Source organism: Flavobacterium sp. LC2016-01 (assembly GCF_009711135.1).
In the GTDB taxonomy this organism is placed as follows: Bacteria; Bacteroidota; Bacteroidia; order Flavobacteriales; family Flavobacteriaceae; genus Flavobacterium.
The window spans coordinates 269,856-291,668 of the sequence record NZ_WMIC01000004.1 but is presented as its reverse complement, the minus strand read 5'-3'; the positions used below and the strand labels follow the sequence as shown (position 1 = coordinate 291,668).

General features: G+C 34.2%; 12 protein-coding genes. 4 read left to right on the top strand and 8 right to left on the bottom strand.

What is annotated here, in order from left to right; genetic code table 11:
- Nucleotides 1-13: 13 nt before the first annotated feature.
- Complete coding sequence (locus GKZ88_RS10615) at nt 14-3,169, bottom strand: TonB-dependent receptor (protein ID WP_155102352.1); 3,156 nt, start codon at nt 3,167-3,169, stop codon at nt 14-16.
- 445 nt (nt 3,170-3,614) lie between these two features.
- Between GKZ88_RS10615 and GKZ88_RS10610 the strand changes: the two genes are divergently transcribed.
- Genes GKZ88_RS10610 through GKZ88_RS10595 form a run of 4 tightly spaced genes read left to right on the top strand, consistent with a single transcriptional unit; the run spans nt 3,615 to nt 12,316 of the window.
- Entirely contained in the window at nt 3,615-6,413 is a 2,799-nt protein-coding gene (locus GKZ88_RS10610) for a glycosyl hydrolase (protein WP_155102351.1), read from the top strand.
- 23 nt (nt 6,414-6,436) lie between these two features.
- The gene (locus tag GKZ88_RS10605) at nt 6,437-7,561 is read left to right on the top strand and encodes a glycoside hydrolase family 88 protein (RefSeq protein ID WP_155102350.1); all 1,125 of its coding nucleotides are present in this window, start codon (nt 6,437-6,439) and stop codon (nt 7,559-7,561) included.
- Nucleotides 7,561-10,527 carry a sugar-binding domain-containing protein gene (locus GKZ88_RS10600; protein WP_155102349.1) on the top strand — a complete coding sequence of 989 codons (2,967 nt, stop codon included), beginning with the start codon at nt 7,561-7,563 and terminating at the stop codon, nt 10,525-10,527. The genes GKZ88_RS10605 and GKZ88_RS10600 overlap by 1 nt, the downstream gene beginning before the upstream one ends.
- The gene (locus GKZ88_RS10595) at nt 10,511-12,316 is read left to right on the top strand and encodes an alpha/beta hydrolase fold domain-containing protein (RefSeq protein ID WP_155102348.1); all 1,806 of its coding nucleotides are present in this window, start codon (nt 10,511-10,513) and stop codon (nt 12,314-12,316) included. The genes GKZ88_RS10600 and GKZ88_RS10595 overlap by 17 nt, the downstream gene beginning before the upstream one ends.
- Nucleotides 12,317-12,412: 96 nt before the next feature.
- Here GKZ88_RS10595 and GKZ88_RS10590 read toward each other — a convergent pair whose 3' ends face one another.
- The 7 genes from GKZ88_RS10590 to GKZ88_RS10560 all read right to left on the bottom strand — a co-directional run bounded on the left by GKZ88_RS10590 (nt 12,413) and on the right by GKZ88_RS10560 (nt 21,789).
- Nucleotides 12,413-12,760, bottom strand: a complete 348-nt coding sequence (locus GKZ88_RS10590) for a hypothetical protein (protein ID WP_155102347.1) — start codon at nt 12,758-12,760, stop codon at nt 12,413-12,415.
- 423 nt (nt 12,761-13,183) lie between these two features.
- Nucleotides 13,184-14,098: a type IX secretion system membrane protein PorP/SprF gene (locus GKZ88_RS10585; RefSeq protein ID WP_155102346.1), complete on the bottom strand. Its 915-nt coding sequence runs from the start codon at nt 14,096-14,098 to the stop codon at nt 13,184-13,186.
- A gap of 475 nt (nt 14,099-14,573) precedes the next feature.
- Entirely contained in the window at nt 14,574-15,317 is a 744-nt protein-coding gene (locus GKZ88_RS10580; RefSeq protein WP_155102345.1) for a rhamnogalacturonan acetylesterase, read from the bottom strand.
- 97 nt (nt 15,318-15,414) lie between these two features.
- Complete coding sequence (locus GKZ88_RS10575; RefSeq protein WP_155102344.1) at nt 15,415-16,764, bottom strand: glycoside hydrolase family 28 protein; 1,350 nt, start codon at nt 16,762-16,764, stop codon at nt 15,415-15,417.
- 25 nt (nt 16,765-16,789) lie between these two features.
- Nucleotides 16,790-18,790: a pectate lyase gene (gene pelA / locus GKZ88_RS10570; protein ID WP_155102343.1), complete on the bottom strand. Its 2,001-nt coding sequence runs from the start codon at nt 18,788-18,790 to the stop codon at nt 16,790-16,792.
- A gap of 7 nt (nt 18,791-18,797) precedes the next feature.
- Nucleotides 18,798-20,396, bottom strand: a complete 1,599-nt coding sequence (locus GKZ88_RS10565) for a glycoside hydrolase 43 family protein (protein ID WP_155102342.1) — start codon at nt 20,394-20,396, stop codon at nt 18,798-18,800.
- Nucleotides 20,397-20,568: 172 nt separating this feature from the next.
- Entirely contained in the window at nt 20,569-21,789 is a 1,221-nt protein-coding gene (locus GKZ88_RS10560; protein WP_155102341.1) for a glycoside hydrolase family 88 protein, read from the bottom strand.
- Nucleotides 21,790-21,813 lie beyond the last annotated feature (24 nt).

The following is a 21,813-nucleotide window of genomic DNA, read 5'->3' as shown; positions in this document are numbered from 1 at the left end:
TCGCCACAATTTATTAGAAACCAACTTCAACCCCCATAACAAAACTGCGGTTGTAATACGTTTTCTCAGTATCAAAATCATACCATTTAAGAGATTGATAAATACTTCCTGGATTTACAGCCTGAACATAAAGTTTCATGTTTGCCAATCCAACTTTATTTGCAACGTCTTTAGATAAATTATATCCTAGAGAAATATTACGAATTTTTACAAAAGATGCTTTTTCAAAACCAAGAAGTCCAGAAAAAGGATCTGCTGAACCTGAAGTTGCTTGACCTAAAATTGGTTTTTGGAATTCAGCATTCGGATTATCTGGAGTCCAGTAATCAGTTTCACGCTGATTCGCGTGCGCTGTTAAAGCTTCACCACCTAAAGAAGCAGTATATCCTGCACGTCCGTAAAGGTTTATTCCTAAATCAAACCCTTTATAAGTAAAGTTGTTATTCCAACCCATTGTATAATAAGGATTACTGTTTCCTATAACTACACGGTCAGTACCATCCATTTTATAATCACCATTTTGATCTTTTGGTCTCACGTTACCTGGTGTAAATTTATAACCGTTAGCATTCCATTTAGCCATCTCAGCAACATCTTCTGGAGTATTTTGCCAAAGACCTTCAGCATCATATCCGTAACGAACAGCAATAGACTGACCAATAAACCATGAGTTGCTTACCATGTCTTGTGCACCATTTGCCAATCCAACAATTTCATCTTTTTGCCAAGCACCATTTAAATTAGTTTCCCATGTAAATCCTGTAGCCGTTTGAATTGGAATAAGATTAAGCGTTACTTCAACTCCATGATTTTTTGTTTGACCAATATTCGAAACAATATATGGATAACCAGATACTGGTGGAATATCAACTCTTAATAATAAATCTTTAGTATCTGATCTATAAGTATCAATAGTACCACTGATTCTATTGTTTAAAAAACTAAAATCAACACCAAGATTGTATTGTGTCGTTTTTTCCCAACCCAAGTTTTTATTAGGCATTCCTGTTTGAGTATCTGTATAATAAGGCTCATTTGTTGTAAAACCAATTGCATTACTCTGACCATTAAAAGGAAGGAATATTTGACTAATATTTCCTAATGTTCCGTAAGGATTAACAGAAGAGTTACCAGAAGTACCCACACCTAAACGAAGTTTCAAGTTTTTAACCCAATCAACACTTTTTAGGAATTCTTCATTATTAAGACGCCACGCTAATGCTGCAGAAGGGAAAAAGTCCCATTTATGTCCTTCAGATAATTGCGTAACTCCATCCCAACGTCCTGACACTGTCAACAAATAACGATTATCATAACCATAATTCGCACGAGCCATATAAGAACTAATAGCGCGTTCTGTAATACCTGAACTCATACGTGCATTATTAGCAGCATTTGTAGCATCTACTGAACCCATTGCATTCCATAAGAATGAAGGTTTAGGGATATTATTTGCACTCATAGCAGAATTTTCAATATTCCAAGATGATGCTGTTTGTAATAATGTTAAACCAACTTTATGTTTAAAAGCAAATGTACGGTCGTAATTAATTATATTATCTACAGTCCATGAAAGATCACGACGGTTTGAAAGGCGGGCAAAATTACTACCTGCGCTTCCATTTGCGTTAATTTTTAATGATGATGTTCCATCTACATAAACACCTTCTCTCCAACTACGGAAATCAGGTCCAAAATTCAATTTATAAGTAAGCCCTTCTAATGAATGTGTCATTTTTCCAAAATCTAAATTAGCAGAAAAATTACCTAAAACACGCATTGTTTGAGATTGCTGTGTACTTTTTTCCCACTCATCCATGATCGTATAAACACCTGATTCGCCACCCGGATTAATAATTGTATTACCGTTTGCATCATAAGGAACAGCAATATTATAAATTTGTTTAGCTGCACCATAAATTGCATCTGGCGATGTACCGCTTCTAGCACTTAAAGTTGACATACCAAAATCTTGCTCGCTCCATGAAACATTAAAAGAAGCAGTCATTTTAAACCAATCCACTGGAGTGATATTTGAAGTCAATTTTGCAGTATAACGTTTGTACCACTGCCCTTTTTGAGTACCCTGATTATCTAAATAACCTACAGAACCATAAGTATTTACTTTTTCAGAACCTCCACTAGCACTAATAACATGCTCTGTGCTAACTCCTGTTTGAGTTACATAATCAGTCCAGTTCGTATTAGTTACTTTAGAAGCATCCCATGTACCGCTTGCCCATCCTTTTAATACATTATCTCTTGATGTTTGACCATCTAATGCACTATCAAAAATTAATTTATCGTTTGCAAGAGTTGGTGTTGCTGGATTAGCATATTTAGCTGGATCAAGATTGTATGCAGCCCAACGTCTGAAAGTAATAAAATCAGATGCACTCATTGACGGTGATCTGTCAACAATATCAGAAGTAGTTACTGTACCCGCATAATTTAAAGTAAATCTGCCTGATTTTCCTTGCTTAGTTGTTACAATGATAACTCCATTTGCCCCACGTGATCCATAGATAGCAGTTGCTGAAGCATCTTTAAGAATATCCATAGATTCAATATCTCTTGGATTTAATGTTTCAATTGCAGATGCAGACATTAATGGCACACCATCAACAACATACAAAGGATCGTTACTTGCTGTCAAAGATCTATTACCACGGATACGCACAGTACCAAGACTTCCTGGACGTTCGTTTGTCGTAATATCAACTCCGGCAATCTTGCCCTGTAAAGCTTCAGTTGCGCTTGAAACAGGTCTGTTCATTAATTGCTGCGCATTTATAGTTGAAACTGATCCTGTAACATCAGATTTCTTCTGAGTTCCATAACCAACAACAACAATCTCATTAAGTTGAGATACTTCTTCAACAAGTTTTACATTAATTTCTGAAGAAGTGCTCACGGTTCTTTCAACACTTTTTGAACCTGTAGACGAGAAAACCAGCACTTGGCCTGTACTTGCATTGATAGAGTATTTACCATCAAAGTCAGTACTAGTTCCTTGTTTTGTTCCTTTAATAAGTACATTTGCTCCTGGTATTGGCAAACCTGCCGCATCAGTGATTGTACCTTTAACCACTTTGTTCTGCGCATAACCTGCTGTCTGCAAAAGTGCAAACATGACCAAAATCAGCAAAAGACTAAATTTGTTTTTCATAAAAGTAAATTTGGTTAATTAATTAGATTATCAAATTTATTTAGAACAGGGGGGCACAGCATCCTGTAGTATCCTGTTAACTTTCAGGTTCTTATACTAAATTTTATGTTTTTCTTAACTTAAAAAAACTTCAACTGCTTGATTTACAATGCTAAATAAGTGTAAAATCCACAAATAAATTATCTGAAATTTTCTTTATTATTTTTTTTGCATTTGATAGTAATCTGATAGTAAAAATGCGAATTGAGAAAAAAATACCACAAATTATTACTCATTTGACTTTTGATAAAATGATATAAAACAGGACGCTACAGGATAGCAATTAGAGTTTCTACTTATACTTTTACCTTATTACAACTAGTAAAAAGTTACTATTATATGTTTCTATACTTATATGAAGTAAGTAAATTAGTAACCGCTTTATAAAACTATTGAACCTTAACCAATGAAAATAACCAAATCAAACTGTCTTATCATCTTGTCCCTTTGCTGGATTCTAAATTCATCAGCTCAGGAAAAAAATTCGCCTTGGCCAAAATCTACTAATATAAATCAGCCATGGGCGCGCTGGTGGTGGATGGGAAGTGCAGTAGATAAACCAAACTTAAAAAGAAGCCTAACCGATTTTCATAATGCAGGAATTGGCGGTGTAGAAATTACTCCTATATATGGTGTCAAAGGCGAAGAAAATAATTTCATCGATTATCTTTCTCCAAAATGGATGGAAATGCTTGACTATACTATTCATGTTGCAGACAGTCTTCATATGCAGGTTGACATGGTTTTAGGAACAGGATGGCCTTACGGAGGATCTCATGTTACCGTACAAAATGCTGCAACAAAGCTCATCATTGAAAAGTATGACCTGAAAAAAGACGAAACAATTGACCGAAATATTGCTGTTGAAAATAAAAAAGAAAAAAATCCAGCAGAACTATTGTATGTAGTTGCCTATGGAAAAGATGGTTCATACATCAATTTAACAGATCAGCTAAAAAAGAATCAAACGAAAGTTAAAGACAAAGGTATTGACGGAAAATCGGTTTCAATTACAGATCAGACAGAACCAAATAAATTAAAATGGAAAGCAAAAAAAACAGATTATACGCTTTATGCTGTTTTTAGCGGAAAAACGGGACAACAAGTAAAAAGAGCGGCGCCCGGCGGAAGCGGTTTTACTTTAGACCATTATTCACAGGAAGCATTGGATGCTTATGTAGTTCCGTTTAACAATGCTTTTAAAGGACGCGAAGGAAAAATAAGAGCCATTTTTAATGACAGTTATGAAGTTTATGGCACTGATTTTACGCCTAAATTTTTCGAAGAATTTCAAAAACTGCGCGGTTATGACTTAAAAAAAGAACTGCCTTTATTATTGAATGAAACCGACGGCGAAATTGGCAACCGCATTAGAAGTGATTATCGACAAACTATTGGCGATTTATTACTGAATAAATTTGACAGGCCATGGACACAATGGGCGCACTCAAAAAGCTTTAAAACAAAACTTCAGGCGCATGGATCACCAGGAAATCTGATTGATTTATACGCTGCTGCAGATATTCCAGAATGTGAAACATTTGGTTCAATGCCATTTGATATTCCAGGATTCAGAAGAGAAAAAGAAGATATCCGCGAAGGCGATGCTGATCCGGTAATGCTGAAATTTTCATCATCGGCAGCGCATATTTCTGGAAAAAATCTAGTTTCATCTGAGACTTTTACATGGCTTCGCGAACATTTCAAAGCGGCTCTATCGCAATGCAAACCAGAAGCCGAGGATTTAATGCTGAGTGGTATCAATCATATTTTTCTTCACGGTTCGACGTATTCGCCAGACAGAGCTGCTTGGCCAGGATGGCAATTTTATGCTTCGGTAAATTTTAACGCTAATAACAGTATTTGGGAAGATGCTCCTTCTCTATTTTCTTATATCTCAAACTGTCAATCCATGTTGCAGCAAGGAAAATCAGATAATGAAATTCTGCTTTACTGGCCAATTTTTGATACTTGGGACAAATACCAAAAAGGAACTTTGTTTTTTGAATTCAAAATACATTCATTACAGGAATGGCTTCATCCAACTTCTTTCTATAATTCAACTAAAAGTTTAATGAATAAAGGCTATGGCGTAGATTTTATCTCTGATAATTTTATTGCTGAAGCCAAAGTTATTGACGGAAAAATTAATCTTTCGGGGACAACTTTCAAAGCATTGGTAATTCCGCCAACAAAGAAAATGCCTCTTGCTACTTTACAAAAGCTGATTGAATTGAAAAAAGCGGGAGCAAATATCATTTTCGAAAATCTTCCAGAATCTGTTCCAGGATTTAATGATTATAAAAAACAAGAGCTGGAGCTTCAAAATCTTTTAACTGCAAATAGCGAAATTGTAAAACCAGCTTCTGACATTTTTTCAACTTTAGAAAATGCGCAGATATACCCTGAAACGCTTGTAAATACAGGTTTAAAATTTATTAGAAGAAATATTGACGGCGAAAAAATATATTATTTGGTTAACCACACAACTAAAACTATTGATGATTTTATCCCAATTCAAGCCGGAAATAAAGAAGTTATAATCTTAAATCCATTAACGCGAGAATTTGGAAATGCAATTGTAAAAAAATCAGCCAACACAACATTGGTTAAAATTAAAATTGCTCCAGGGGAATCTTATTTTTTAAAGACTGAAAATACAGCTTCACAAAAAAAATGGAACTATTATGAACCAATTTCTGATGCAATTCCGCTAAAAGGAAATTGGAAAATTGACTTCGATAAAGGCGGACCGCAATTGCCTCCAAGCGCTACTATCACAAATCTAGAATCTTGGACAAAATTAGGACCAGAAGCCGAAGCATTTTCTGGATCAGCAACTTATACTTTAGAATTTAACAATCCAAATGCTAAAACGGAAAATTGGAGCTTAAACTTGGGCGATGTCCGCGAAAGCGCAAAAGTTTGGGTAAATGGTGAATTCATTGGTACAGCTTGGTCAGTTCCTTATCAATTAAACATCGGGAAATTAAAATCTGGAAAGAATATTTTAAAAATTCAGGTTACGAATCTTTCTGCAAACCGAATTCGCAACAAAGAATTAAAAGGCGAAGAATGGAAGATTTTTTATGAAATCAATATGGTAGACAAAGATTATAAAAAATTTGATGCCACAAAATGGGCTCCAATGCCATCTGGACTTTTAGGCCCAATTACAATCACGCCATTAAAACAGCAAAACTAACTATTAACTAAGGAATACAAAAAATGAAAAAATTATCTCTATTATTCTCAATATGCTTTTTGTATACGTATACAATAAACGCGCAACAGCCATTTGACAAAAAATTAGTTCTAAAACAAATGATTTTGGCCAATGATTATTTTATGCAAAAATGGCCAGAAACAGGCAAAACAATCATCACGAATAAAGAACGTCCGAGCAATATTTGGACGCGTGGTGTGTATTATGAAGGATTAATGGCGCTTCATGAAATTTTTCCAAAAGAAGCTTATTATGATTATGCATACTCATGGTCAGAATTTCATAAATGGGGTTTCAACGGAGGTAACACAACCCGTAATGCAGATAATTACTGCGCAGCGCAGACATACATTGATTTGTATAATTTAGAGCCAGATGCTAAGAAACTAAAAAATACAAAAGCAAACATCAATATGCTTTTAAATACGCCTCAATTAGACGATTGGTCTTGGATTGATGCTATTCAAATGGGAATGCCGGTTTTTGCAAAAATGGGAGTTTTAGAAAAAGACAATCGTTATTTCGAAAAAATGTATCAAATGTACATGTACTCAAGAAACAAACATGGCGATCACGGATTATTTAACCCAAAAGACGGTTTATGGTGGCGTGATGCCGATTTTGATCCACCTTACAAAGAGCCAAATGGGCAAGATTGCTATTGGAGCCGTGGAAATGGCTGGGTAATTGGCGCATTAGCAAAAGTATTGACCATAATTCCGGAAAACGCACCACACAGAGAGCAATATGTAAAAGATTTAAAAGCGATGGCAGCAGCTTTATTACCAATTCAGAGAGCTGACGGATTTTGGAATGTAAGTTTACATGATCCAACAAATTTTGGAGAAAAAGAAACCTCTGGAACTGCTTTATTCGTTTACGGAATGGCATACGGAGTCAACAGCGGTATTTTGAAAAAAGAAACTTATTTGCCTGTAATTCAAAAAGCTTGGGATGCGATGATAAAAGAAAGTCTGCACACTAATGGTGCTTTAGGTTTTTTACAATCAACAGGAAAAGAGCCTAAGGATGGTCAACCGCTTTCGTACGATAAATTTCCTGATTTTGAGGATTATGGTTTAGGTTGTTTTTTACTGGCAGGATCCGAAATTTATAAAATGAAATAATGAAAAAAACGCTCTTATTTCTTGTTTTAATTCTTTTTAAAACCTCGATATTTTCTCAGGAATTTAAGAGAGAAAAATACAACTTCAATTCAGACTGGAAACTAAAAACCGGAGACTCTAAAAATGCAGAGTCTCTTGGTTTTAATGATAATTCGTGGAAAAAAATTACGCTTCCGCACGCTTACAATCAGGAAGAAGCTTTTGAAAAAGATATCGAACAGCTTACAACCGGAATTGTCTGGTACAGAAAAAATTTTAAACTTCCAAAAGGAATCAAAGACCAAAAAATTTTCCTAGAATTTGAAGGAATCCGACAAGCTGGAATTATTTACATCAATGGGCAAAAGGTTGGAATGCATGAAAATGGCGTAATGGCTTTTGGCCTTGATATTTCAAATTTAATTAAGCCTTTTCCACAAGAAAATATTATTGCGTTGCGAATTGATAATGATTGGAAATACAAAGAACAGGCAACTGGAGCTCCTTACCAATGGAACAATACTAACTTTAATGCAAATTACGGCGGTATTCCAAAAAATGTCTTTTTGCATATTACCAGCAAGTTGTATCAGACACTTCCTCTCTATTCTAATTTAAAAACTACAGGAGTTTATATTTATCCTTCTAAAATTGATATTAAGTCCGAAAGTGCTTTTATTAATGCTGAAACAGAAGTTCGCAACGAATTTGATTCCGCAAAAACAGTTGAATACAATGTTATTGTGGAAGATTTAGAAGGAAAAAAAGTGGCTTCATTTTCAGGCGAAAAAACAACAATTTATCCGAATGAAAATAAAACTTTAAAAGCAAATTCACTCGTAAATAATTTACATTTTTGGAGTTGGGGATACGGTTATTTATACACTGTAAAAACCATTTTAAAAATTGATGGAAAAATTGTTGATGAAGTTTCAACTAAAACCGGTTTTAGAAAAACAGCTTTCGCCGAAGGTCAGTTTTGGCTTAATGACAGAGTATTGCAAGTAAAGGGTTACGCACAAAGAACCAGCAATGAATGGCCGGCAATTGGAATGTCAGTTCCTGCTTGGATGAGTGATTTCAGCAATAAATTAATTGTTGAAGGAAATGGAAATTTAGTTCGATGGATGCATGTTACGCCTTGGAAACAAGACATTGAATCCTGCGACAGGGTTGGATTATTACAAGCAATGCCAGCTGGCGACGCTGAAAAAGATGCACAAGGAGACACGTGGAAACAACGTGTAAATCTGATGCGTGATGCTATTATTTACAATAGAAATAATCCGAGTATTATTTTTTATGAAAGTGGCAACGAATCCATCAGCGAAGCGCACATGCACGAAATGAAAAGTTTGAGAGATACTTACGATCCTTTTGGCGGACGTGCGATTGGTTCTCGTGAAATGCTGGACAGCCAAGAAGCAGAATATGGAGGAGAAATGCTCTATATTAATAAAAGTGCCAAAAAACCATTATGGGCGACTGAATATTCAAGAGATGAAGGTATGCGCAAATATTGGGATGAGTTTTCGCCTCCCTTTCATAAAGAAGGCGACGGACCTTTATATCGAGGAAATCCTGCTTCTGATTACAATCATAATCAAGACCGTCACGCGATAGAAAATATTGTACGCTGGTACGATTATTACCGAGAAAGACCCGGAACTGGAAAAAGAGTAAATTCTGGCGGTGTAAATATTATTTTTTCTGATTCCAATACCCATCATCGAGGCGAATCGAATTACAGAACGAGCGGTGAAGTTGACGCAATGCGTATTCCGAAAGACGGTTACTGGGCACATCAGGTTATCTGGGACGGCTGGGTTGACATTGAAAAACAGCGAACAAATATTCTGGGGCATTGGAACTATACTGACACTGTTGTTAAAAATATCTACGTCGTTTCTACAGCACCAAAAGTTGAACTTTTTGTAAACGGAATTTCTCAAGGTTTTGGAAAACGAAGCAATGAATTTTTATTTACTTTCGAAAATATTACATGGAAATCAGGAACAATAAAAGCCATTGGTTATGATGAAAATGGAACTATTTTAAGCCAAGATGAAAAAGCAACTACGGGAGAACCATTTCAAATCAAACTAAAATTAAACACGCAGCCACAAGGAATGCTTGCCGATGGTGCCGATACTGCCTTAATTGAAGTTGAAGTACTTGATAAAAACGGAAATCGCTGTCCAATTAGTAACAATATGATTTCGTTTTCTTTAAGCGGTCCGGCAACTTGGCTAGGCGGTATTGCTCAAGGTCCAAAAAATTATATTCTTTCTAAAGAAATTCCGGTTGAAAATGGCATTAATCGCGTTTTGATTCAATCATTGGCGAAAGCCGGAAAAATAACTGTTTCTGCTCAATCAAATGGCTTAAAGTCGGCCGAATTATCTTTTGAAACTAAAACTGTAAATTCAGTAAATGGCCTCTCAGAGGAATTGCCAGGGAAAAATCTGCCTTCAAATTTAGAACGCGGGCCAACTCCAAAAACTCCGTCGTATACGCAAAAAAGAATTCCGGTAAACATCTTAAATGCCGTTTCTCCATCAAACAATAATGATACTTACAAAAGTTATGACGACAACGAATTAACGGAATGGAGGAATGATGGAAACATTACGACAGGATCTATAACTTACACGCTTTCAAAACCTTCAATTGTTAATGAAGCTGTTATAAAATTTACAGGCTGGAGAACTAAAATTTATCCAATCCGAATTTTAGCTGACGGAAAAGAAGTTTTTAAAGGAAATACAACGCAAAGTTTAGGTTATATAACTATTCCGCTGGAACCAATTTTAGCTGAAAAAATCACAATTGAATTAATTGGTGCCAATACCGAAAAAGATGGATTCTCTAAAATTGTTGAAGTAGATCCAACAAAAGAATTAGATTTATATAAAGATAAAACATCGGTTGATGCAGCCGGTCAATTACGCATTGTTGAAATAGAATTTTATGAAAAAATCAAATAATTTAAGCCGCCTGAAAGCTTCATTGCTTTTCATTTTTTTATCACTGACAATTCCGGCGCTTTCGCAGAAGAAAGAAATTCCGTTATGGGATAAAATTCCAGACGAAATTGTATCAAAAGAATATGCTGAAGAAGTAGATCATAAAAACGAACTTTCAGAAGGAGTTCGAAAAGTGACTTTGCCTACTCTTACAGCTTATTTTGCTAATCCTGAAAAATCAAACGGAACATCAGTTATTATTTGCCCTGGAGGCGGTTACGGAATGCTTGCCATCAATAAAGAAGGTTTTAAAGTTGCCGAATGGTTTAATAGTTTAGGAATAAATGCTTTTGTCTTGAAATACAGACTGCCAAGCGATTTGATCATGAAAAATAAAACCGTTGCGCCGCTTCAAGATGCGCAGGAAGCTGTTAGAGTTGTTAGAAGAAATGCAATAAAATGGAAACTGAATCCAAATAAAATTGGCATCATGGGCTTTTCAGCTGGAGGACACTTGGCTTCTACTCTATCTACACATTTTAATGATAAAGTTTATACTCCTTCTGACACGACCAGCGCCAAACCAAATTTTTCAATTTTAATTTATCCTGTAATTTCAATGCAGGAAGGCGTTACGCATCAAGGTTCTAAAGATAACTTATTAGGAAAAAATCCCGAAAGTGAATTAGCAGATAAATATTCGAACGAAAAACAAGTAACTGCTTCCACTCCAAAAACATTTTTAGTTCATGCAACTGATGACAAGGCAGTTCCAGTTGAAAATAGCATTAACTATTATTTAGCACTGAAAAAAGAAAAAGTTCTTGCAGAAATGCATTTATATGAAAACGGCGGTCACGGTTTTGGATTGGGTGTAAAAGGAACTAATGCATCTTGGCCAAAAGCTTGTGAAAAATGGCTTATCGCGAACAATTTTACCTTAAAACCTGACGGTTATGTATTTACCTATTTTAAAGGAAATGGCGAAGACGGATTGCATATGGCATACAGTGAAGATGGCTTTAAATGGACAGCTTTAAAAAACGATACTTCATTTTTAACGCCAGAAGTGGGAAAAGACAAATTGATGCGAGATCCATGCGTTATCAAAGGCGGAGATGGTCTGTATCATATGGTCTGGACGGTAAGCTGGACCGATAAAGGGATTGGGTATGCTTCTTCAAAAGATTTAATTCATTGGTCAAAACAAGAATTCATTCCCGTAATGGCTCATGAAGAAAAAGCCAGAAATACTTGGGCGCCAGAAATTACATACGACGAAAAATCAAAAAATTATATGATTTATTGGGCTTCGACAATTGAAGATAAGTTTTTAGAAACCAAATCAGAGGAAGAAAAAGGATATAACCATAGAATCTATTATACTACAACCAAAGATTTTAAAAAGTTTGCAAAAACAAAATTATTGTATGAACCAGGGTTTAATGTAATTGATGCCTCTATAATAAAACAAGAAGATCAATATGTTATGTATTTGAAAGATGAAACGCGTAATCCAGTTCAGAAAAATATTAAAGTTGCCTTCAGTAAAAACTTAACTGGTCCGTACAGTCAAGCAGGTAAAGCAATTACAGGCGATTATTGGGCTGAAGGACCAACAGCAATACAAATCGATAATAATTGGATTGTTTATTTTGATAAATACACACAAAAAAAATATGGTGCAGTAAAAGAAACTTCTAAAGGTTGGGAAGATATTTCAGAACAAGTTACTTTTCCAACAGGAACACGTCATGGAACAGTTATAAAAGTTTCTGCAGAAGAAATCAATACTTTAAAAAAAGAATAATATTCATTCATTTGAAAATTAAAAAGCAGGATATTGAGCAACTTATATCCTGCTTTAAAAAATGAATTAATATAGTCTTTTATGTTTTTTTTCAAATTACATTAAAAAAAACAGTCCTTTATAAAAGTTCTTAAATTGGCTTTGAAAAATAGAACTGTTAAAAAAGTTCTCTTCCTTATTTTGATCTTTAAATTTCGAATTACCTGTAAGATGTTGTTTTAGCTCGCTTATTATCTCAGGTCTTGTTTTTGCATTATCCAAAACAATTAAATTGCTAATTTCATCTAAAAAAGATAAACTGCTATATAATTGTTTATTGAACAGGCAAACCAAAACATTTCGCCCTTTTTTATCCATCTTTAAAAATTCTAGCAATTCATTTCTTTCATAAACAACAAATATCGAACGATCATATTTTTTGGAATCATTTTCATTCTTAAGCAAAAATGATTCTTCTGAAAAATCAAACTCGTTTTTGAATCTTCGTTTAAACATCTTTAAAAAAACACCTTTATTATCTCGATTTACTTGGAGTCAAGGTTCCAATACCAACCTGCGAATAAGCTGAAATAGATCCTAGAACAAGAAATAAAGGAAGTAATCTATTTTTCATAACTATAATTATTATGGATTTAATTATTTATAAGGTCTTAAAATTCAAATACCTAGATTTGAAAGTGCAAAGTTCCTTTGAAAATAGATTTATTTTTGCCAGTAAAAGTTTTAAAACTTATAGATTAGGGTATATATGGACCACTCAACATAAATCACTTAATATCAACAAATAAGACACTACAACACATAAGAAATTATCTTTTTCTTTTAAACTGGAAAACGCCTTATATGCCTTTAGAATAAATAAAAACGCTAAAAAAATCTTGGAGTTGTTAATCTAGATTTTGTTTTGATAAACAAATCAAATCGGAGAAAAATTTCATGGGATCCTCCATTGTAATTTCCAATGTCAGTAACATCATAATCGTAAGCATATCCTATGTTAAGACTTGGGCTGATTTGAAATCCTGCCATTCCGCTTACTACAGCATCCCATCTATATGCTATTCCGAGTGTCAATTTATCCATAAAAAGAAAACTCGCAGACACATCAACAGCCAACGGGGCACCACTTACTGCTTTAATCATTGTTGCAGGTTTAAATTGAATATTTTCATTCAATCTAAATACATATCCGCCTATAGCATAAAAATGCATCTTTTGAGAAGCTATGGATATCTTTACATCATCATAAAACTTAGTTTCTAAAATTTGAGGAATTGACAGGCCAAAGTACCAACTACTAGAATGAAAATATATTCCTGCTCCTATATTAGGAGAAACCTCACTCAAAACTCCCGTAAGATATGGATCATCTGGATCATAAACATTAAGCTTGTTAAAATCAACTTGCATAAAATCAATTGATCCACTGACTCCTAAAGACATTGTAATTGATTCTGAAAGCTCTATGGGGCGCGAATAACCAATTGTAAATGTGGTTTCTGAAGAAGGCCCAATCTGTTCATTAATAATTGACAGTCCCACTCCTTGTCCGTTTTGGGAAACGGGACTCTGAATAGAAAAATTTGCCGTTTCCGGTGCACCATCTAAACCTACCCATTGTGCTCTATAGAGACCGAATATACTTGGCACACCACGCGTTCCTATGTAACCAGGATTAATACTCATGGTGTTGTACATATATTGCGTATACTGCGATTGTTGCTGAGCAACGCAAAGGAAAAAACACATTGAAATCAAAAATAGAAGTATTGTTTGATTCATAATCGTCGTTTTGTATTTGTGTACAAAGTATCAAGTCTTTATCCATCAAGTCTCTTTAAGTAAATCCGAAACTTAATAGTGGCAAAACGAAAGTCTTCCTGCAATTGGGTTTGCACATACAATTTACTAGGACAATTATAAACAGTATTTTTCAGACCTTAAAAAACAATAATCAAACTGTCTTTGAAAGCACTTTAAATTCTTTCAAATTTTTATAAACAATAACAGATAGGAAAGTAAAGGCGATTAATAAAGAAAACAAGTATTTCAATTTATGTACTTAATTTCTGAAGATTCAAATTATCAGGCTGATAAAAATAGTATAGCCTATCGCTGACTTATATAGAACAGCTTATTACAAGCAGATAGAAACCACATAGCTTGTGGAGTTTTTTCTAATAGCTATCAAAATTACTGAAAATCAATAATTTATTTAAATAAATTATTGATTTTCATGAAAGAAAAAAACGAAATTTTATTTTATTCCCTTTTGAAGTACAGCAAGAGAAGAATCTTTTAAAATTTTAATCTGGGTAATTACTATTGTGGCAATTTTGGTCGCGCCTAATAAAGATAAATGTGTATCATCTTTTTTATCCTCTTTATAATAAGGAACTTCTCCCGCATTAAAATGCAAATGAAGAAGCTTTGATTTCTCTGGTCCATAAGACTGCTCAAGTAATTCTGTATAATATTCTAAATCTATGAAAGGCACATTATAATCCTTCGCTACTAATCGAGTCTCTAATGGATAATCACCGTGAGTAGGTACTAGAACCCCTTTTTCGTTAAAATTACGTCTCGCAATTGATGTCAATAAAATAGGTATAGCACCTTTTTCCCTGCTTTCGTTTACAAACTTAATTAAGTTGTATCGATAAGCGGTATGAGGATTCGTATAACGAGTAGAGTCCTCAATTTTTTCATCATTATGTCCAAATTCTATGAAGACATAATCTCCTTTTTTTAGCTTTTTATAAATAGAATCCCAGCGTTTTTCGTTGATGAAACTTTTAGTGCTTCTGCCATTTACTGCCTTGTTTACTACTGCAATATCATCTTTAAAAAAAGATTGCAAAACTTGAGCCCAGCCATGTTCTGGATTACGATCTGGATCTTTTTTATTTGCCATTGTTGAGTCACCTATACAATATAATGTTGCTTTTTGAGCAAAAGATACTGATGTGATCAAGAATGCTATAAGAAGATATTTTTTCATTTTTACTATTTTTAATTATTGTAAGTCTTTGCGAAGCAATCGACGCACTGCAGTACATCTCTACAAAAAATCTTAGAACCTTAGTACCTTTTAAAACTTATTTAGCCGCCGTTGGCACTGTTGCTTTTTTACCTATAAAAACATCTGTCATCAAAACATTTTCAGCGTTTTCGTTTGACAATGCATTTTTAGCGGATTTTATTTCAATTCTATTTAAGGATATATTTCTAATTTTTTTATTTGGAAATCCCTGAATTACAATACCGCTTTCAGATGCTTTATTACAAATGATGTCGGAAAAATGTATATTTGAAATATCCGATTGAAAACCGCTTCCCTCTCCATGATAATTGGCTGTGATGTAAAGACAATCTTCTACTTCATCCAACTGAATATTTCGAACAAAAATATTTTTAATAAAGCCTCCTCTATCTGCATTGGTTTTCAAATAAATACCTCTTTTTAAATAGCCAATAGTTTTACAATTTTCTACAAAAACATTTTGAACCCCAGCTGACATTTCACTTCCTATAACTACACCATGAAGTCCTTTAAAATTACAGTTCCTTATTACAATATTTTCACTTGGTGTTGCTGTATTGGCTCTTCCTTCATGATCTCTTCCTGCTTTTATAGCTACATTATCATCACCGTTATTAAAAGTCACATTTTCAATTAAAACATCTTTAGAATATTCTGGGTCAATACCATCATTGTTATAATTCAAGGATTTATAACTTATTCCGCGAATTGTAATGCTTTGTGATTTTAATAAATGCAGGCACCAAAATGGGGAATTCTCAATTCTAATATTTTCAACCAGCACATTTTTGCAATTAAAAAATTGAATCATTTGCGGACGTAAAAAATAGCCTTCACCAAACTTCCTGTCATTTAATACTACATTATTATGATTCATGTCACGGCTTCTGCTTTTGCCTGCTTCTTCTTTTGCTTTAAAACTTTTCCAAATATTATCTCCTGTACCATCAATAGTTCCTTCGCCAGTAATTGCAATATTTGAACAGTCATACGCATAAATAAGCGGACTATAATTATACAACATAGTACCTTCCCAGCTTGTTAAAACCATTGGAAGATAATCTTTCGGGTTGTCGCTAAATTTTATTTTTGCTCCCTTTTCTATTTTAAGATTTACATTGCTTATAAAATGAATTGGACCGTTTAATTTATAAATCCCTTTGGGTACGATAATCGTCCCTGCATTATTCTTTTTGCATAATGCCATCGCTTTATCAAACGCAGGTTTATTGTCTGAAATTGAATCTCCCTTTGCACCAAGTTTTATAACATTTATTTGATAGGCAGGAATAACTGGCAACTGAATTCTTTTGATAATTGAATCGACTTTTGCTGATGGAAATTCACCATTTTGAGCAAAAGAAAACGTAGAAATCAATAGAAATATTAAGTGTTTTAATTTCATCGCAATTACATTTTAAAACTAAAATTTATTTTGAATACCAATTTGACAAATCATCTTTCAAAATATTTTCCAACGTATATTTTTCAGCTTCTGTTTTATTTAACTGATGCGACCATACTACCCTTTGTGCAGGCTGAAATCCTTCGCCAGTACAATTATATTCGGCATAAAAAGCTTTTTTTTCTGCTTCAGGTTTTGACCAATTTTCCCAGCCTTCCGGTCTGATTTGTTTTCCTAGTTCACAATTTAGGAAAACGGTTTTAGCAAAAATACGCCAAGGTCTTCCTAAATAAACAGCATCAGCAGAAGCTTCAGCAGTTAATTTGCAATTCTTAAAAACAAAACCAAAAGGAGTTCCTTCAGGAGTTGAAGCTGCCGTTATATAAGAGTTTTTTATACTGTGGATTTCGCAGTTTTCAAACAAGGCAGTGGCGCTTCCAAAAATAAAATCAGTTGTACCTTCGATATAGCAATTTATAAAATACTGTTTAGCCTCTTTTCCTGAGAGATACAAAGTATCCTGATTTCCTAAAATCAGACAGTTTGAAATTTTCGCACGATTTGCAACAACAGACAACGCAATGCCTTGACCATTATCTCCAGACGCATTTTTTATGGTTAAATTTGATGCCGAAAAATCATCTCCTTCAACCAAAACAGTATACGTATAAAAAGTACTGTTTCGTCCTAAATTAATTTTCGAAAAATTATCATCAAAAGTAATAATCGTTTTCTCTTTACTTTCTCCTTGTAAAACTACATTTGTATTCCATTCTGGAATTCGGACTTTTTCATTGTAAATTCCGTTTTTCACTGCAATAGTTACTTTTTCATAAGGAAAAGCCGGACATGCATATACAGCATCTTGAATCTTTGTAAAATCGCCCGAGCCATCCTGTGCTACAGTAATTAGTGTTATATTTTTTTTATCAGAAGCAGAAACTTTTGTGCCGTTTTTAACCGCCCAAGCAGCGTATTTTTTTAGTACTTCTTTTGGTGCATCAGAATACCATGAATATCCATTTCGTCTTTCAGAACCAATTTGATCTAAAGATTTTTTCTTAATTCCGTCGCGGTCACAAAAGAAAGGTTCGTTAGTTTCCAAATCCATAAAACGTGCCCAAATTGGTCCTCCGTTTGTTACTGGAATCATCTTTTTATCTACAATTTTACCATTCTCATCTAGAATTCTTTTTTCTTCTAAATTGGTGATTTTCGTTTTTTCAAACCATTCCTCTGCACTTTTTACTGCCGTGATAATTTCTCTCGAAGGTTTTTCAATTGACATTAAAAGCAATACAATTTTAGTCGATTCGTAGCCACTTAATGAAGCAAGTTCAAAAGCTCGCGCATTTGCCGGAGCCAAAGTAAATTCATCATGCTGAGCGCACCATGCAGTTAAAACTCCTTTTTGTTTGTATTGTGTTTTTAAAATACAGTCTATTCCTTTATCAAAAGCTTTTTTAGCTTTTTGAACAATTTCTTTTGATGGTTTAATGCTGTAAAAATCAGTTTCTTCACTGATTTGCTTCATCACATTTAAAATGTTTACCATCGAATCATCATTGTAAGTAATGTGGGTATAATACCCTTTTTTCAGCGGATAAAACTGAGGCCAACCACCATTATTGTATTGTGCTTCTAATAAATAATTCAACCCTTTTAAAAACGATTCTTTATATCGATCATCTTTTACCTGCGCATACATTCTAGACATAAAAAGCATTTCCTGACATGTTGCACCATTATCAGTAGTAGTTTCTACAGCTGTTTTTTTAAGGGCAGTTAAATCTTTTTTTTGTTGTGCCGTTAATTCATCCTGCATGGCAATGTTCTTTGGCCACCCGCCAATATTTCTTTGATAAAGCAATACATTTTCCGCTATTTTTTTAGCTTCTTCTGTTCCAAACCAAGAATCATCGTGTTTACGAATTACATCCGGCCAGCTTTTATAATTACTTTGCGCATTCAAACCAAAACTTAATGCGAATAAAAGAAGTGCTATTGTTTTTCTAAATTGAATCATTTTCATCTTATTTAGTAATTCTAAACCAATCTACTGCAACGTTTCCAGAATCATTTGTAATTTTTTCGCTCAAGGCAAAAAGACCAACTTTGGCTCCAATCCATTTTCCTTCTTTTGAGACAAAATCGTTTCCTATAGCCTGATATTTTTTATCATCTAAACTGTAGTAAAAACTGCAAATTCCTCCTTTTTTAATTTTAACTCTTAAATAAATAGTATTGTTAGAAATTAAAACTGGACTTGTTTCAGTCTCTTCTACTTTTTTATCAAAAGTTCCCGTTTTTTGATTTAAATACAATTTACCATTATCATTTTTAAGATTCAAATAACTATAATCTAACCCCATAATGATTAAACCGGTTGTTTCACCATTTAATCTAGTGTTGAAAGTCATTTTTGCAGTTGCTGTAAATTCTTCAGCAGGGAATTTTTGCAACAACATATTTGGCGCTTCAAAAATTTTCTTGCTGTCTTTAATTGTTGGTAAGCAATACAAATTAAAATATCCTAAACTTGTTGGAAATCCCCAATTATTTTGAGCATTTGCCTGCCATTGCCATTGCAGTCCGAATTTTGGCGAATTAAACTCATCTGATTCTGCTGGAGCTTCAATTGAATATTTCTTGCCAACATTTGGTTTCTTAAATGTTGTTACGGGTTCACCAATTCCATTTTTATCAAAATCCTGTCCCATTACAGGCCAGTCGTTTTCCCATTTCATTGGCTGCAAATGAACGATTCTTCCGTATGCACCTTTATCTTGAAAATGTATAAACCAGTCTTCACCCGTTTGTGTCTGCACCCACGCACCTTGATGCGGACCGTTTACAGCTGTTTTTCCTTGTTCTAAAACTTTTTTCTTTTCATAGGGTCCAAAAACAGTTTTAGATCTTAAAACAGTTTGCCAGCCTGTTGAAACACCACCTGCAGGAGCAAAAATGTAATAAAAGTTATTTCTTTTGTAAAACTTTGGCCCTTCAATAGTTCCTTCGCCATCATGACCGTCAATTACCATTACTTCATCATTATTTGTCGCAGTTCCTTCGGTATTCATGCTACAGACTACGATCAAACTTTTAATTTTTGCACGACTCCCGGCAAAAGCATGAACTAAATAAACTTTACCGTCATCATCCCATAATGGACTTGGATCAATAAGTCCTGTTCCGGCTTTTACTAAAACAGGTTCTGACCAAGGACCTTCTGCTTTTTGAGCTTTTATCATATAGATTCCAAAATCTGGATCTGGATAATAAATGTAAAATTCATTATTATGGAAATTGATGCTCGGCGCCCAAACTCCGTTTCCGTGCTGTACTTTATCAAACGTTTCTGTCGGTGTTTGTTTGATAAGCGCATGACCAATAATTTTCCAGTTTACCAAATCTTTAGAATGCAAAATTGGTAATCCCGGAATACAGTTAAACGACGATGCTGTCATATAAAAATCATCTCCTACCCTTACAACATCAGGATCTGAATAATCAGCGTGTATGATTGGATTTGTATAAGTTCCGTCTCCATTGTCTGGTATCCAAACCTGCGAAAAATTTTGCTGTGCAGACAAGACCGATAATAAAAGAAAGAGGAATTTTATATTTTTCATTTTTAATACTATTTATTGCAACATCTTTTTTTATTCAAAAATTTCTTTTGAAACCGGATGCCCTAGCCCCGATAGAGCCGGTATCCTTTTTGTCCCGCGATAGCGGGGCAAAAAGATATAGGCGAAAGCGGGAAACAGCTCCTTAATTATAAAGGAACTGATTATTTTATATCTATCTGTTTAACTCTAAAGCAGCTAAAATAAATGGTCCAGTTGCCTTTGGGTCATTATCTTTCTTTTTCTCTTTTACGTAATATTCGTAAGAGCCATCTCTATATGGTGTTCCGCCCAAACCAGCAACTTGGCAAGCCTGAGTCAAAGTGATAGTGCCATCAGCATCAACTTTCATTAATTTTGTCGTTAATCCGTCGAATGCTTTGTTGGCGATTTTTTTAAATTTTGCTGGTAAATAACCTTTATTAGCACCTTTTGCAAAAGCATAAGCAAACATTGAAGATCCAGAAGCTTCTAAATAATTTCCTTCTTTATTTCCTTTGTCCGTAACTTGATACCATAACCCTGATTTGTCTTGAAATTTTGCGATACTTTCCGCTGCATTATTAAGATATCCAACTAGTTCTTTATGTTTTGGATGCTCTTTTGGAAAATAATCTAAAACATCAACAAGTGCCATAACGTACCATCCTAAAGCTCTTGACCAAAAGTTTGGAGAATTTCCTGTGTCTTTATTAGCCCAAGGCATTTGTTTGCTTTCATCCCAGCCGTGATATAATAATCCCGTTTTTGGATCTGTAGCGTGCAACTGAATTTGTTCGAATTGTTTTGCTACATCATCTAAACTTTTTCCGTTTTCAAAAGTAACAGTATATTGTGCGTAGAATGGTTCGCCCATGTATAGGCCATCTAACCACATTTGGTTTGGGTAAATATTTTTATGCCAAAATCCTCCGCCTTGCGTTCTAGGCTGTTCTGATAATTGTTTGCGCAACAACTGCATCGCTTTTAGATATTTTTCTTCTTTTGTTGTTTCATAAATATTAAAAAGCAAACGGCCAGAAACAACCATGTCGATATTGTATTTGTCTAATTCATATGATTTAATTGTTCCGTCATTTTGAACCAATGCATCAACGTAACCTTTCACGTAGACTGGATATCTTGGATCTGGATTTTTTTTATACAGTTCTTCAAAACCATGTAAAACTAAACCATGAACATAATCCCATTTTGGTGCTTTTGAATCATCAATCATATATGCTTCGGGATGGCGTTTCATCAAAGTCAAAGCCATTTTATCTGACCATTTTGAATTCTTTGAAATCACAATATCTTTAGCCGCTGTTTCCTGCGAAATTGCTTTAGAGCTTGTAAAAAGCATAAAACAAGCCATTGCTGCCGATGCTAAATATTTAAGTTTTCTATTGTTTTCCATTTTAAAATATATTTTAATTTTTGC

Bases quoted from the DNA above. Each gene is read 5' to 3' on its own strand.
- GKZ88_RS10615 (WP_155102352.1), bottom strand. From the start codon at position 3,169: ATGAAAAACAAATTTAGTCTTTTGCTGATTTTGGTCATGTTTGCACTT.
- GKZ88_RS10610 (WP_155102351.1), top strand. From the start codon at position 3,615: ATGAAAATAACCAAATCAAACTGTCTTATCATCTTGTCCCTTTGCTGG.
- GKZ88_RS10605 (WP_155102350.1), top strand. From the start codon at position 6,437: ATGAAAAAATTATCTCTATTATTCTCAATATGCTTTTTGTATACGTAT.
- GKZ88_RS10600 (WP_155102349.1), top strand. From the start codon at position 7,561: ATGAAAAAAACGCTCTTATTTCTTGTTTTAATTCTTTTTAAAACCTCG.
- GKZ88_RS10595 (WP_155102348.1), top strand. From the start codon at position 10,511: ATGAAAAAATCAAATAATTTAAGCCGCCTGAAAGCTTCATTGCTTTTC.
- GKZ88_RS10585 (WP_155102346.1), bottom strand. From the start codon at position 14,098: ATGAATCAAACAATACTTCTATTTTTGATTTCAATGTGTTTTTTCCTT.
- GKZ88_RS10580 (WP_155102345.1), bottom strand. From the start codon at position 15,317: ATGAAAAAATATCTTCTTATAGCATTCTTGATCACATCAGTATCTTTT.
- GKZ88_RS10575 (WP_155102344.1), bottom strand. From the start codon at position 16,764: ATGAAATTAAAACACTTAATATTTCTATTGATTTCTACGTTTTCTTTT.
- pelA (WP_155102343.1), bottom strand. From the start codon at position 18,790: ATGATTCAATTTAGAAAAACAATAGCACTTCTTTTATTCGCATTAAGT.
- GKZ88_RS10565 (WP_155102342.1), bottom strand. From the start codon at position 20,396: ATGAAAAATATAAAATTCCTCTTTCTTTTATTATCGGTCTTGTCTGCA.
- GKZ88_RS10560 (WP_155102341.1), bottom strand. From the start codon at position 21,789: ATGGAAAACAATAGAAAACTTAAATATTTAGCATCGGCAGCAATGGCT.